Annotated in this window: 11 protein-coding genes; 10 read left to right on the forward strand and 1 reads right to left on the reverse strand. The window is 62.7% G+C overall.

Going from position 1 to position 13,504, the window contains the following annotated elements; translation table 11 throughout:
* The first annotated feature begins 28 nt into the window (after positions 1–28).
* The 7 genes from Q8L50_RS09980 to Q8L50_RS10010 all read left to right on the forward strand — a co-directional run bounded on the left by Q8L50_RS09980 (position 29) and on the right by Q8L50_RS10010 (position 9,745).
* Complete coding sequence (locus tag Q8L50_RS09980) at positions 29–1,240, forward strand: ABC transporter substrate-binding protein (RefSeq protein WP_370869777.1); 1,212 nt, start codon at positions 29–31, stop codon at positions 1,238–1,240.
* Between the two features lie 89 nt (positions 1,241–1,329).
* Positions 1,330–3,228: an ABC transporter permease gene (locus Q8L50_RS09985; protein WP_305348518.1), complete on the forward strand. Its 1,899-nt coding sequence runs from the start codon at positions 1,330–1,332 to the stop codon at positions 3,226–3,228.
* Complete coding sequence (locus Q8L50_RS09990) at positions 3,225–4,007, forward strand: ABC transporter ATP-binding protein (RefSeq protein ID WP_305348519.1); 783 nt, start codon at positions 3,225–3,227, stop codon at positions 4,005–4,007. Before Q8L50_RS09985 ends, Q8L50_RS09990 begins: the two co-directional genes overlap by 4 nt.
* Positions 4,004–4,741: an ABC transporter ATP-binding protein gene (locus tag Q8L50_RS09995; RefSeq protein WP_305348520.1), complete on the forward strand. Its 738-nt coding sequence runs from the start codon at positions 4,004–4,006 to the stop codon at positions 4,739–4,741. Before Q8L50_RS09990 ends, Q8L50_RS09995 begins: the two co-directional genes overlap by 4 nt.
* Positions 4,742–4,836: 95 nt before the next feature.
* Positions 4,837–5,562 carry a bifunctional nicotinamidase/pyrazinamidase gene (pncA, locus tag Q8L50_RS10000; protein ID WP_305348521.1) on the forward strand — a complete coding sequence of 242 codons (726 nt, stop codon included), beginning with the start codon at positions 4,837–4,839 and terminating at the stop codon, positions 5,560–5,562.
* Positions 5,563–5,588: 26 nt separating this feature from the next.
* Positions 5,589–6,086: a (2Fe-2S)-binding protein gene (locus Q8L50_RS10005; RefSeq protein ID WP_305348522.1), complete on the forward strand. Its 498-nt coding sequence runs from the start codon at positions 5,589–5,591 to the stop codon at positions 6,084–6,086.
* Positions 6,083–9,745, forward strand: a complete 3,663-nt coding sequence (locus tag Q8L50_RS10010; RefSeq protein WP_305348523.1) for a molybdopterin cofactor-binding domain-containing protein — start codon at positions 6,083–6,085, stop codon at positions 9,743–9,745. The genes Q8L50_RS10005 and Q8L50_RS10010 overlap by 4 nt, the downstream gene beginning before the upstream one ends.
* Positions 9,746–9,763: 18 nt before the next feature.
* Here Q8L50_RS10010 and Q8L50_RS10015 read toward each other — a convergent pair whose 3' ends face one another.
* The gene (locus Q8L50_RS10015) at positions 9,764–10,954 is read right to left on the reverse strand and encodes an acyl-CoA dehydrogenase (RefSeq protein WP_305348524.1); all 1,191 of its coding nucleotides are present in this window, start codon (positions 10,952–10,954) and stop codon (positions 9,764–9,766) included.
* 166 nt (positions 10,955–11,120) lie between these two features.
* Here Q8L50_RS10015 and Q8L50_RS10020 point away from each other — a divergent pair, with 166 nt between their 5' ends.
* The 3 genes from Q8L50_RS10020 to Q8L50_RS10030 all read left to right on the forward strand — a co-directional run bounded on the left by Q8L50_RS10020 (position 11,121) and on the right by Q8L50_RS10030 (position 13,500).
* Complete coding sequence (locus Q8L50_RS10020) at positions 11,121–12,032, forward strand: LysR substrate-binding domain-containing protein (RefSeq protein ID WP_305348525.1); 912 nt, start codon at positions 11,121–11,123, stop codon at positions 12,030–12,032.
* A gap of 149 nt (positions 12,033–12,181) precedes the next feature.
* A complete protein-coding gene (locus Q8L50_RS10025) occupies positions 12,182–13,243 on the forward strand; it encodes a DUF6352 family protein (protein ID WP_305348526.1) in 1,062 nt (353 codons plus the stop codon).
* A 92-nt stretch (positions 13,244–13,335) separates the two neighbouring features.
* On the forward strand, positions 13,336–13,500 hold the full coding sequence (locus Q8L50_RS10030) for a hypothetical protein (RefSeq protein WP_305348527.1): 165 nt from the start codon (positions 13,336–13,338) through the stop codon (positions 13,498–13,500).
* Positions 13,501–13,504: the final 4 nt, after the last annotated feature.

Raw genomic sequence — 13,504 nt, forward strand, 5'->3', positions numbered from 1 at the left:
ATCCGATCCACGACAAGCAGGAGTTTTTATGAAAATGCAATACAAGATGCTGGGTGCCGCAGCCGTTCTGGCCCTGGTGCCGCTGAGTGCTGTTCATGCGCAAGGTGTCATCAAGATAGGCGAGATCAACAGCTACAAGGCCCAGCCCGCCTTTCTGGAACCCTACAAAAAGGGCATGGAACTGGCGGTGGAAGAAATCAACGCGGCGGGCGGTGTCAACGGCAAGAAGCTCGAGCTGATTGTTCGAGACGACAACGCCAACCCCGGCGAGGCGGTACGCGCTGCTGAAGAGCTGGTGTCGCGCGAGAAGGTTGATGTGCTGACCGGCTCGTTTCTATCGCACATTGGCCTGGCATTGACAGACTTTGCCAAGCAGAAGAAATTTTTCTTCCTGGCCGCCGAACCCCTGACCGACAAAATCGTCTGGCAAAACGGCAACCGTTACACCTTCCGCCTGCGCGCCTCGACTTACATGCAGGTGGCCATGCTGGTGCCTGAGGCCGCTGCGATGAAGAAGAAACGCTGGGCCGTGGTGTACCCCAACTACGAGTACGGTCAGTCTGCTGCAGCCAGTTTCAAGACCCTGCTGAAAGCGGCGCAACCTGACGTTGAATTTGTCGCGGAGCAGGCGCCGCCGCTGGGCCGGGTTGATTCGGGCAGCGTGGTGCAAGCCCTGGCCGATGCCAAGCCGGATGCTATCTTCAACGTGTTGTTTGGCGCCGATCTTTCAAAGTTTGTGCGCGAAGGCAATACCCGCGGATTGTTCCAGGGCCGTGAAGTGGTCAGCATGCTGACCGGAGAGCCGGAGTACCTCGATCCGCTGAAAGAAGAAACGCCGAACGGCTGGCTGGTCACCGGTTACCCCTGGTACGGCATCCAGACGCCTGAACACAAGGCCTTCTTTCTGGCTTATCACGGCAAGTACAAGGACTATCCGCGCCTTGGCTCGGTCGTCGGGTACAGCGCCATCAAATCTCTGGCCGAAGGCATGAAAAAAGCCAAATCCACCGATACCGAAAAAATGATTGCTGCTTTCCGTGGTCTGAAGGTCAGCACGCCGTTTGGCCCCGTGGTCTATCGCACCCAGGACCAGCAATCGACCATGGGCGCGTTTGTAGGACGCACAAAAAATGAGGGCGGCAAAGGCGTGATGGTGGACTACCGGTATGCCGATGGCACCAAATTCCAGCCAACCGATGCAGAAGTGAAAAAGCTGCGACCGGCCGATGCGAACAATTGAGCCTGAGGGTCTGGCCTGAGGCCTGCTTCGAAACGCACTGACAAGCGCACCGACATGCGCACTTTCAATCAGAACAGGTCCATGCCAGCATGAATTTTTCAGGCTTTGTTGTACAGCTGCTCAATGGCCTGGCGGGCGCTTCGTCGCTTTTCCTTGTGGCGGCGGGTTTGTCGCTGATATTTGGCGTGACCCGCATCGTCAATTTTGCGCACGGCTCGTTTTTTATGGTTGGCATTTACGTGGCGTACTCGCTCGTGGCCAATCTGGGGGGCAGCATTGGGTTCTGGCCCTCGCTGTTGCTGGCTGCTGTGGCGGTCGGGGTGCTGGGTGCTCTGGTTGAAGTACTGCTTTTGCGCCGCATCTACCGGGCGCCCGAGCTGTTCCAGTTGTTGGCCACTTTTGCCCTTGGCTTGGTCATCAAGGACGCGGTCTTGTGGTACTGGGGGCCCGAGGAGTTGCTGGGCCCCAGAGCGCCCGGTTTGAGCGGTTCGGTTTCCATCCTCGGCAGGCAGTTTCCCAGCTACGACCTTTTTCTGATCGTTGCTGGGCCAGTGGTCCTGGGCTTGCTCTGGCTGCTGCTGACCAAAACCCGCTGGGGCACGCTGGTCCGAGCCGCCACGCAGGACCGCGAAATGGTCAGCGCGCTGGGCGTCAATCAGGCCTGGCTGTTCACCGCGGTGTTTGCGCTGGGCGCCTTGCTGGCGGGCCTGGGCGGGGCCTTGCAACTGCCGCGCGAGCCCGCCAACCTGGAGATGGACCTGAACATCATTGGTGCCGCGTTTGTGGTGGTGGTGGTGGGCGGCATGGGCTCCATTCCGGGCGCTTACGTGGCGGCACTGCTGATTGCTGAACTCAAGGCGATCTGTATCTGGCTGGGCCTGGTCGAAATCGCCGGCATCAGCATTTCTTTTTCAAAACTCACCCTGGTGGTGGAGTTTCTGGTCATGGCCGTGGTGCTGGTGGCGCGGCCCTGGGGCCTGTTCGGCAGGCCCCAGGCGCCCAGCCGGCATGCGGGCCTTGCAGAGCAGCCGCTGCGCCGCCCGGACCGGCTTTACAACTATGCGCTGGTGGGGCTGCTCGCCGTGCTGGCTCTGGTGCCCACCCTGGCCGCCCAATCGCCCTACGTCACTGTCCTGCTGATTGACCTGCTGGTGGCGGTGCTGTTTGCGGCCAGTCTGCACTTCATCATGGGGCCGGCCGGCATGCACTCCTTCGGGCATGCGGCCTACTTTGGCCTGGGGGCTTACGGCGCCGCGCTGCTGGTGCGTGGGCTGAACCTGCCGATGGAGGTGGCACTGGTGGTGGCGCCGGCATTGGCCGCGCTGGGCGCCTTTGTTTACGGCTGGTTCTGCGTGCGTCTGTCGGGGGTGTACCTGGCGATGCTGACGCTGGCTTTTGCACAGATCACCTGGGCCATCTGTTACCAGTGGGATACGTTCACCGGTGGCAGCAACGGCCTCACCGGTGTCTGGCCGTCCGAATGGCTGGCCGACAGAAAAATGTACTACTACCTGACCTTGAGCCTGGTGGCAGGGGCTGTGCTGCTGATGCACCGCATGCTCTATTCGCCTTTTGGGTATGCCATGCGGGCGGCGCGGGATTCGGTGCTCCGGTCTGACGCCATCGGTATCAACGTCAAGCGCCTGCAGTGGGTGGCTTTTGTGCTGGCCGGTACTTTTGCCGGGCTCGCTGGTGCGCTGTATGCCTTTTCCAAAGGCAGCATCTCCCCTGAAAGCCTGCATGTGGGCAAATCCATCGATGGTCTGGTGATGGTATTGCTGGGCGGGGTGCAGACGCTGGTCGGGCCGGTCGTCGGGGCTGTCACCTTCACCTGGCTGCATGACACGGTGGCCCGCAACACCGACTACTGGCGCGCCATGCTGGGGGCCATCATCCTGATTCTGGTGTTGCTGTTTCCGCAGGGCATTGCAGGTTTTATCAAGCAAGTGCTGACGCGACTGCGTGGTGAAAAAGAGGGGCAGTCATGAGCTTGCTCAAAGTAAGTGGCCTGGGAAAATCGTTTGGCGGTGTCAAGGCGGTAGACGGCATCAGTTTTGAGCTGGCCGCCGGAGAACTGCTGGCCCTGATCGGGCCCAACGGGGCCGGCAAGTCCACCACCTTCAATATGGTCAATGGCCAGATGCGCGCCGATGCGGGTTCCATCCAGCTCGATGGCCAGGAACTGATTGGGCTGGCGCCGCGGGACATCTGGCGGCTCGGTGTCAGCCGCACCTTCCAGATTGCCGAGACATTTTCATCCCTGACGGTGGTGGAAAACGTCCAGATGGCGCTGCTGTCGTCTGACCGAAAACTGTTTGCAATGTGGCGCCGCGCCGCCGAACACAAGCGCGAGGAGGCATTGGTGCTGCTCGACCAGGTCAGCATGAAAGCGCAGGCCGACCGCCCTTGCAGCGTGCTGGCCTATGGCGACGTCAAACGTGTGGAACTCGCCATGGCCATGGCGAACAATCCCAAGCTGCTGTTGATGGACGAACCCACCGCGGGCATGGCACCCAAAGAGCGCAACGACCTGATGGCGCTGACCAAACAACTGGTCATCGACCGGGGCATGGCGGTGCTGTTTACCGAGCACAGCATGGATGTGGTGTTTGCCTATGCCGACCGCATGATTGTGCTGGCGCGCGGGCGCCTGATTGCCGAGGGCAAACCGCTGGAGATCCGCGACCATCCCAAAGTACAGGAAGTTTATTTCGGCAGTGGCAAGACCTTCGAGAAGAAAACCCTGGAAAAGGATGCTGCGTCATGACGGATGGCAACGACATTTTGCTCGAAGCCAAAGGCCTGTGCGCCTGGTATGGTGCGGCCCAGATTTTGTACGACGTGGGTCTGGAGGTGCGGCGCGGCGAGGTGGTGGCCTTGATGGGGCGCAACGGCGCCGGCAAATCCACCACGCTCAAATCGCTGATCGGCATGCTGGACAGGCGACGCGGCAGCGTAGTGTTTATGGGCGCCGATATTTCAAAAAGTGAGACGCACCAGATCACCCGCAGCGGACTTGGCTTCGTGCCTGAAGACCGGCGCATCTTCACCGATCTGACGGTCACTGAAAATCTCGAAGTGGGGCGCCAGCCGCCACGCTTCTGGCCAGACCGCAGTGCAGCGCCGGTATGGACGCCGGAGCGCCTGTTCAAGCTTTTCCCCAACCTGGGCGAAATGCCGGACCGCCTGGGCGGTCGCATGAGCGGTGGCGAGCAGCAGATGCTGACGGTTGCACGCTCGCTGATGGGCAACCCCTACCTGGTGCTGCTCGACGAACCCTCTGAAGGTGTCGCGCCGGTGATTGTTGAGCAGATGGCGCAGATGATTCTGGAGCTCAAATCCCAGGGCGTCAGCATATTGCTGTCCGAGCAGAACATGCATTTTGCCGAGCTGGTGTCTGACCGCGCGTATGTGCTCGAAAAAGGCCAGATCCGTTACGAGGGTGCGATGGCTGAACTGTCGGCCAATGAAGAGGTGCGGCGCACCTATCTCAGTGTCTAGCACCTGCTCGCGCTTGCCTGCATGGTGTGAACCGATACTGGTCCCGTTGTTCCGTTGTTGTTAGTCATTCAACCTGTTGCAAAGGATATTTCGTCATGTACCCAACCCATCGCAGAATCCTGTTGAAGGCGCTTTCCGGCGCAAGTCTTGTTGCCGCCGCCGGCCTGGCGGGACGCGCGGCATTTGCTGCAGGCATCAAGCCCGACGGCAAAAGCGCGCTGATTGTTGTGGATGTGCAGAACTGTTTTGTGACTGGCGGTACCCTGCCGGTCAAGGGGGGTGAAGAGGTCGTCCCCGTGATCAATCAACTGGCTGCTGCTTTTGAAAACATCGTGATCACCCAGGACTGGCACACCAAGGGCCATGCGTCTTTTGCCAGCGCCCATGCCGGCAAAAAACCTTTTGAGGTCAAGAAGCTGGCCTATGGCAACCAGGTGTTGTGGCCCGACCACTGCGTGCAGGGCACCGACGACGCCGCGCTGCACAAAGACCTGAAATTACCCACGGCGCAAGTGATTGTGCGCAAGGGCTATCACCAGGAGGTGGACAGTTATTCCGCCTTTACCGAGGCCGACGGCAAAACACCCACCGGGCTGGGTGGCTACCTCAAGCAGCGCGGCATCAAACGTGTCTTTGTCACCGGGCTGGCGACCGACTTCTGCGTGGCATGGACTGCGATGGATGCGCGCAAAGCGGGCTTTGAGGTGTATGTGATCGAAGATGCCACCCGCGCGATTGACCTGAACGGGTCCCTGGCCGCCGCCTGGAAGCAGATGACGGCCAAAGGCGTCAAACGCATCCAGTCCAAAGACCTGGCTTGACCGGCGACTGAATTTCCCTTCGACCCATGCAGCCGCAGCGTGTGACGTTTCAGGTCAACGGGCTCGCGCACACGCTGGCGGTTTCCCCGCAGGCCTCCCTGCTGACCGTGCTGCGCAACGACCTGGAGCTGAACAGCCCCAAATACGGTTGCGGTCTGGGCGAATGCGGCGCCTGCACCGTACTGGTCGATGGGGTGGCCGCACGAGCCTGTGTGATCCCCGCTGGCGGTGTCGCCGGGCGGACCATCACGACGCTGGAAGGTCTGGGTTCGTTAACCGCCCTGCACCCGGTACAGCAGGCGTTTGTTGAAGAGCAGGCGGCGCAGTGCGGCTACTGCCTGAGTGGCATGGTCATGATGACGGTGGCGCTGTTGGCGCGCAAGCCCGACCCGTCGGATGAAGAAATCCGCGCGGAGTTGTCCGGCAATTTGTGCCGCTGCGGCACGCATCTGGAAATTCTCAAGGCTGTCAAGCGCGCGGCTCAACTGGGTTTGCAAGCTGCGCAAAAAGCGGGCGCGCCATGAGTCGCCGCGCCGACACCCCTTTGACGCGCGCTGATTTTCATGCAGCCACAGGCGTGTTGCTGGTCACGCGCGAGCCGCCCCCTGCTGCGCCCCCAGCGCAGGGCCAGCCAGCGCTGGTGAATGCCAACCCGCTGGAGGGTGTGGAAATTTTGCTGGCTGTCTGGGACGACGGCAGCGTCACCGCGCTCAACGGCCATGTGGACCTGGGGACCGGCATTCGCACGGCGCTGGCCCAGATCGTGGCTGAGGAGCTGGATGTCGCGCTGGACAGCGTCAACATGGTGCTTGGCGACACGACCCGTGCGCCTAACCAGGGTGCGACCATTGCCAGTGCGTCGATACAGATTCACGCAGTGCCCTTGCGGCTCGCAGCTGCCCAGGCGCGGGCCTGGCTGCTGGCGCGGGCAGCGGCGCTGTTGCAGGTGGCCCCGGCCTTGCTGAAGGTGCGTGATGGCCGCGTGTCGGTGCTTGGCAACGCGGAGCGCTCGGTGGCTTATGCCGACATGCTGGCGCAGCAACATGTGGAACTCCCGCTGGCGCTGGACTCGCCGCTGAAGTCTCCCGAGGACTACCGCATTGTCGGCACCAGCGCGGCGCGCGTCGATATTCCGGCCAAGGTCACCGGCGGGCGGACTTTTGTGCACGACATGCGTGTGCCTGGCATGCTGCACGGCCGCGTCGTGCGCCCACCTTATGCCGGTGCCGACCACGGCGACTTCATTGGCAACACACTCGAATCCGTGGACGAATCCTCAATTGCGCACATCCCGGGCATACGGGCGGTGGTGGTCATCCGTGACTTCATCGGCATCGTCGCAGAGCGTGAAGAACATGCCGACCAGGCGCTGCGCGAGCTGCGTGTCCAGTGGAAACCATGGCCGGGCCTGACGGATATGGGCAACCTTGAAAAGGCCATTCGCGCCAACCCGGCCACGCAGCGCACGCTCATCGATGAAGGTGATGTGGACGCCGCCCTGGCAGGCGCCGCGCAGCGCATGCCGCGCAACTATGTGTGGCCCTACCAGATGCACGGCGCCATCGGCCCCTCGTGTGCGCTGGCCGATTCTCGCGAAGGACATCTGACGGTATGGGCGGGCAGCCAGAACCCGCATGTGTTGCGCGCCGACCTGTCGCGCCTCATGGGGCTGCCCGACATGCAGATCGACGTGATCCGCATGGAGGCGGCCGGTTGTTACGGCCGCAACTGCGCAGACGATGTGGCGGCCGATGCGGCCCTGCTGTCGCGGGCGGTGGGCGCGCCAGTGCGGGTGCAGCTGACGCGCGAGCAGGAGCACGCCTGGGAACCCAAAGGCGCGGCGCAGCTGATGCAGGTCAACGGCGGACTCAATGCGGATGGCTCCGTGGCTGCCTATGATTTTCAGACCTCTTACCCGTCCAATGGTGCGCCAACGCTGGCCCTGCTGCTGACACGCACGATTGAGCCCACCGCGCAGGCTTACGAGATGGGTGACCGCACGGCGCGACCGCCCTACGACTACCGCAACCTGCGTGTTTCGGTCAACGACATGGCGCCCATGCTGCGCGCCTCGTGGCTGCGTGGTGTATCGGCCCTTCCCAACTCGTTTGCGCATGAGTCCTATATCGACGAATTGGCCACAGCGGCGGGGGTGGACCCGGTCGAATTCCGCCTGCGTTACCTGCACGAGCCCCGCGCCGCAGAGCTGCTGCGCGCCACAGCCGACAGGGCCGGCTGGCAAGTGCATACCCAGCCACAGCAACAGGTCGGGGTGTCCGAGTCAACCGACATCGTGCACGGCCAGGGCGTGGCCTATGCGCGTTATGTGCACAGCAAGTGGCCGGGTTACGGTGCGGCCTGGGCCGCCTGGGTCGCCGATGTCGAGGTGAACCGCAAAACCGGCGAGGTGCAGGTCAGGCGTGTGGTGGTTGGGCATGACGCGGGCACCCTGATCAACCCCGCCGGTGTGCAGCACCAGATCCACGGCAATGTGGTGCAGACCACCAGCCGGGCGCTGACCGAGCAGGTCAGTCTGAACCCGAAAACGAACACCGTGGCCAGCCTGGAGTGGGGCAGTTACCCCATCCTGAGTTTCAGGGATGTGCCGGTGATTGAGGTGGTGACCATGGCCCGGCCCGGTGAGCCACCGCTGGGCGCTGGCGAATCAGCCTCGGTGCCCGGTACGGCAGCGATTGCCAATGCGATTTTTGACGCGACTGGTGTGCGTTTTCGCCAGCCGCCTTTTACGCCCGAGGTGGTGCGGGCTGCGCTGGAAGACAATGGCAAAAATGGCCCTCAGCCCTTTGCTGATGGGCGTAGACAGCTATCAATACAGGAGCAGACTGCGCCGCGGTTGCCCGCCACAGCGATCTGGCCGCGCACGCTGGGCGCCTGGTCCCGGGCGGCTGCACTGGTCGTCGGTGTGTTTGGCCTGGCAGCAGCGCTCCTCGGTTGGCGCTCTGCGATTGCACCGGTGGTATCCGGTGGCGCAACAATCTACACCGCCGCCACCATTGAGCGTGGCCGGCAACTGGCGGCCCTCGGTGATTGTGTGGTGTGCCATACCGCGCCAGGCGGCCAGCCGAATGCTGGCGGGCGCGCGATGGAGACACCGTTTGGCAAGGTCATCAGCACCAACATCACGCCCGATGCGCAAACCGGCATCGGCCTGTGGTCTTTCAGCGCCTTTCAGCGGGCCATGCGGGAAGGCATCTCACGGGATGGCCAGCACCTGTACCCGGCCTTTCCCTACACAGCCTTTGCCAAAACCACCGACGAAGACCTGACCGCCTTGTATGCGTATCTGATGGCGCAGCCTGCGGTGCGGTCTCAGGCACCGGCCACGCAGCTGGCTTTTCCTTTCAACATCCGCCCGCTGATGGCGGTCTGGAATGCGCTGTTTCATGAACCTGCTGCGTATCAATCCAGCCCGACGCAGACAGCCGCGTGGAACCGCGGCGCCTATCTGGTCAACGGCCTGGGCCATTGCGGCGCCTGCCACACACCGCGCAATGCGCTGGGCGCCGAGCGCGGCGGCCCCGCCTATTTGAGCGGTGCCGTGATTGATGGCTGGGAGGCACCCGCGCTGACCGCGCTCTCGCGTGCGCCCGTGCCGTGGACGCGCGATGAGTTGTACCGCTACCTGCGTCAGGGCTACAGCCTGCAGCACGGCGCTGCGGCCGGGCCGATGGCGCCAGTGGTGAAAGAGCTGGCGGCACTGCCCGACGACGACATCCGTGCCATGGCCACTTACCTGGCATCGTTTAACCAGCCAGTCACGCAGGCCGCCAGTGAGCAGGCGGCGAAACAGGTGGTTCAAACCGCGCAGAAACTTTCAGCAGGGCAGCCTGGGCCCGGGCAGCGACTGTTCAGCGGCGCCTGTGCGTCTTGCCACCACGACGGTGACGGGCCCACGCTGCTGGGTATCAACGTGCCCTTGGGCCTCAACAGCAAGCTGCACAGCGAGCGGGCAGACAACCTGATTCGTGTGGTGCTGGACGGCATACGCGCACCCGCCACGCGCGAGATCGGTTTCATGCCAGCCTTCCGCCACAGCCTGGACGACGCGCAGATTGAATCCTTGGTGGTTTACATGCGCAGCCGGTATGCGCCCGGCCAGCCAGCGTGGCAAGGGCTGCCGCAAACCATCTCGCGGCTGCGCGGGCTGGCGGCCGAACCCTGACGCCTCAGAAGCAAGCTCTCAAGAGAATGCGGCGATGCCGGTGATCGCCCGGCCCAGAATCAGGGCGTGCACATCGTGGGTACCTTCATAGGTGTTGACCACTTCGAGGTTGACCAGATGCCGCGCCACACCAAACTCGTCGCTGATGCCGTTGCCGCCCAACATGTCGCGCGCCATGCGAGCAATGTCCAGCGCCTTGCCGCAGGAGTTGCGCTTCATGATGGAGGTGACCTCCACTGCAGCCGTGCCTTCGTCTTTCATGCGGCCCAGGCGGAGGCAACCCTGCAAGCCAAGCGCAATTTCTGTTTCCATGTCGGCGAGTTTTTTCTGGATCAGCTGGTTGGCGGCCAGCGGCCGGCCAAACTGCTTGCGGTCCAGCGTGTATTGACGTGCCTTGTGAAAGCAGTCTTCGGCCGCACCGAGCGCGCCCCAGGCAATGCCGTAACGTGCCGAGTTCAGGCAGGTGAAAGGGCCCTTGAGGCCGCGCACCTCGGGGAAGGCGCTCTCCTCGGGGCAAAACACCTCGTCCATGACAATTTCGCCGGTGATGGAGGCGCGCAGGCCAACCTTGCTATGAATCGCCGGGGCGCTCAGGCCCTTGCTGCCCTTGTCCAGCACGAAGCCGCGGATGGAGCCCTCATCGTCCTTGGCCCAGACCACAAACACGTCGGCGATCGGGCTGTTGGTGATCCACATCTTGCTGCCGGTCAGGGCGTAACCGCCAGGCACTTTTTTGGCGCGTGTGACCATGCTGCCGGGGTCAGAGCCGTGGTTGGGCTCGGTCAGGCCAAAGCAGCCTATCCACTCACCCGTGGCCAGCTTGGGCAGGTATTTCTGTTTGGTGGCCTCGTTGCCAAACTCGTTGATAGGCACCATCACCAGCGAGGACTGCACACTCATCATGGAGCGGTAGCCGGAGTCGACCCGCTCGACCTCGCGCGCGGCCAGGCCATAACAGACGTAGTTCAGGCCGGCGCCGCCATAGGCCTCGGGGATGGTGCTGCCGAGCAGGCCCAGCGCGCCCATCTCGCGAAAAATCGCGGTGTCGGTTTTTTCGTGGCGAAAGGCTTCGAGCACGCGCGGCGCCAGTTGCTCTTGCGAGTAGGCGTGGGCGGCGTCGCGCACCATGCGTTCGTCGTCGCTGAGCTGCTGGTCCAGCAGCAAGGGGTCGGCCCAGTGGAAGCTGGCTTTTTTATGGGAAGTGCTCATGTCGGTCTCCGGTAGGGGGTGAATGCGCTGTGTGTGCGAAAATCGCAACTCAGGCATGGGGTGAATCAAGGGTATGCCAGAGCATACGACGAGCCGCGTGTCTGCGGCAAGCCATTATTTGGAACAGAACTGTGCCGAAACAGAACTCCGAGAGGCCGTATTGACCATGCGACGCAGTATTCCTTCTACCACCGCGCTGGCGCTGTTTGAGGCGGCTGCGCGGCACCAGAGTTTTACCCAGGCCGCGCAGGAGCATTCGGTCACACAAAGTGCGGTGTGCCGGCAGATAGCGGGTCTGGAGGATTTTCTGCAGGTCAAGCTGTTCAGGCGCAGCAAACGCGGCGTGCTTCTGACTGAAGCGGGCGCCAACTACGCCCGCAGTGTGCGCGCCCGGCTCGACGACGTCGAGCGCGACACACTGGCCCTGATGGCCAGGGGCGGCGCGGGCGGTGCGCTGGAGCTCGGTGTGGTGCCGACCTTTGCCGCCAAATGGCTGCTTCCCCGGCTGGATGATTTTTATCGCCGCTACCCCGGCATATCGGTTCATCTGTCGTCGCGCACCCGGCCGTTTTTGTTTGCAGACACGGCGCTGGACGCCGCGATTTGTGCCGGCGAGGCTGGCTGGCCGGGCACAGACTCCTGCTTTTTGATGGACGAACCGCTGGTAGCGGTCGGTAGCCCGGCGCTGGTAAAAACCAGGCGTACGCTGAAAGCCGCTGACCTGGTGCAGCTGCCTTTGCTGCAGATGAGCACCCGCCCCTACGCGTGGCGACAGTGGTTTGAATCGCTGGGCTTGAGCGTTGCCAACGACCTGGCAGGCGCCCGCATGGAGCTGTTTTCCATGACCACGGAAGCGGCCATCCACGGCCAGGGGCTGGCGCTTATCCCGCGCTTCCTGATTGAAGAAGAGCTGCAGCAGGGCCGGTTGGTGCCACTGATCGAACACCCCTTCATCAGCGACCGGCGTTATTACTTCATCTATCCGGAGCAGAAGTCCGACAACTCGGTGCTGGCGCTGTTTCGCGGCTGGCTGGAGGAAGAAGCAAGCCGTTACCGCAGTCAGTCGCCCGGCGCCTGACAGATCGAGTCATCGGTGCCGCAGGGCCCAACCAGGCATCAAGGCAAAGTTTTGGACCAAATCGGCCTCCAACTCTTATCGGGTATGCGTAAGCAGCTCCTGAATAGATAGCAAATTGTTCAACCCAGCAATGTGAGACGATTGCCCCCATGCAAGATTTCTGGCCTTCCAGCGGCTTTAAGCAGCTTCAACGCAACCCACGCGGCTGGCTACAGCCCACCGACGATTACCTGCGCCTTTTCCTGCAGCGCCCCGAGCTGGCGCTACTGCCTGAGTCCTGCGCGGCCGAGCAGGCCTTGCACGCCGCCCTGATCGCCACGCCGATGCGGCCCGTGCCCGAGGCCGAGCTACGGGCGTTACAGGACGCGGACGCACGCGACAGTTACAGCCTGTTTCTGCGCTTTCGCGATGGCCTGCTGGACGCCGGCACGCTGGAGGCGTATTACCTAAGCCTGTTCCGGAGCGGCAGCATCGACATCCCGCCGCTGTTCATTGACCTGCTGGCCCAGGCCATAGTGCGCAACGTGCTTGACGAGGCCACCGATGTTTATGAAGTGCGCGCCGCCGAGATGTTGTTCCGCCCGCAGCGCATCTCGACCCAGGACGGGCAGGTGCTGGCCGGCGACCGGGACCGGCTGGACATGCTCAACGACACCGGCGGCCTCGGCGACTTCGGGCGTTTTCTGGCAGAGGCAAAAGCCCCGCTACGCAGCATAGACATGCAGGTACTGACCGACGGCAACGCGCCCGATTACTGGCAGGCCAGTGAGCGCCACAATTTCCTGCTGGATCTGACGCACGAAATCAACAACGACCTGAGCCACGGCCTGGTGTTCACCATGACACGGGCGCGCTCGGGCCTGACAGCGCTGGCCCGGGTGCTGGAGAAGTGGGTGCAGCACTTCCTGGGCGTGGCGGTCACCATCCGGCCTCTGCAGAAAATTGACGACACCGCCTGGCGCTGGCATGTGGGGCTGGATGCGGAGGCCACGGCCCTGCTCAATGACCTGTACGAAGGCCGGCCGGTCGAGCCCGAGCGCACGGCGCGCCTGCTGAGCCTGTTCCGGCTGGATTTTTCCAACCCGCAGGAGATGCGCACCGATGTCGCAGGCAAACCGGTGTACCTGGGCCTGATGATGAACGCCGGGCAAGTGCTCAAGCTCAAGCCCCAAAACCTGCTGCTGAACCTGCCTTTGCCTGGCTCGATGTAGGGCTGCGAGGTCGGGCGCTACGAGCCCCGGGCGGGCGCTGCGCGCTGTGGCTTAAAATGACGGGTTGTGCCAATTTAATCCGGAGTTTTTCCATGCCCAAGAAAATCAGAGTCGAAGCCGACATTTGCGCCCCAAAACCAGTGCCAGCCGCAGGCATGACCCGTACCGCCGGCCGTGGCCAGAAGATCAGCCTCGAGCGCGGTAGCTGGACCCGCAGCAAAAAGAACCCCGGCAAGCGCCCGCACAAAGGCGGTTGATTGG

The organism is Polaromonas sp. (genome assembly GCF_030680935.1).
Taxonomy (GTDB): domain Bacteria; phylum Pseudomonadota; class Gammaproteobacteria; order Burkholderiales; family Burkholderiaceae_C; genus Polaromonas.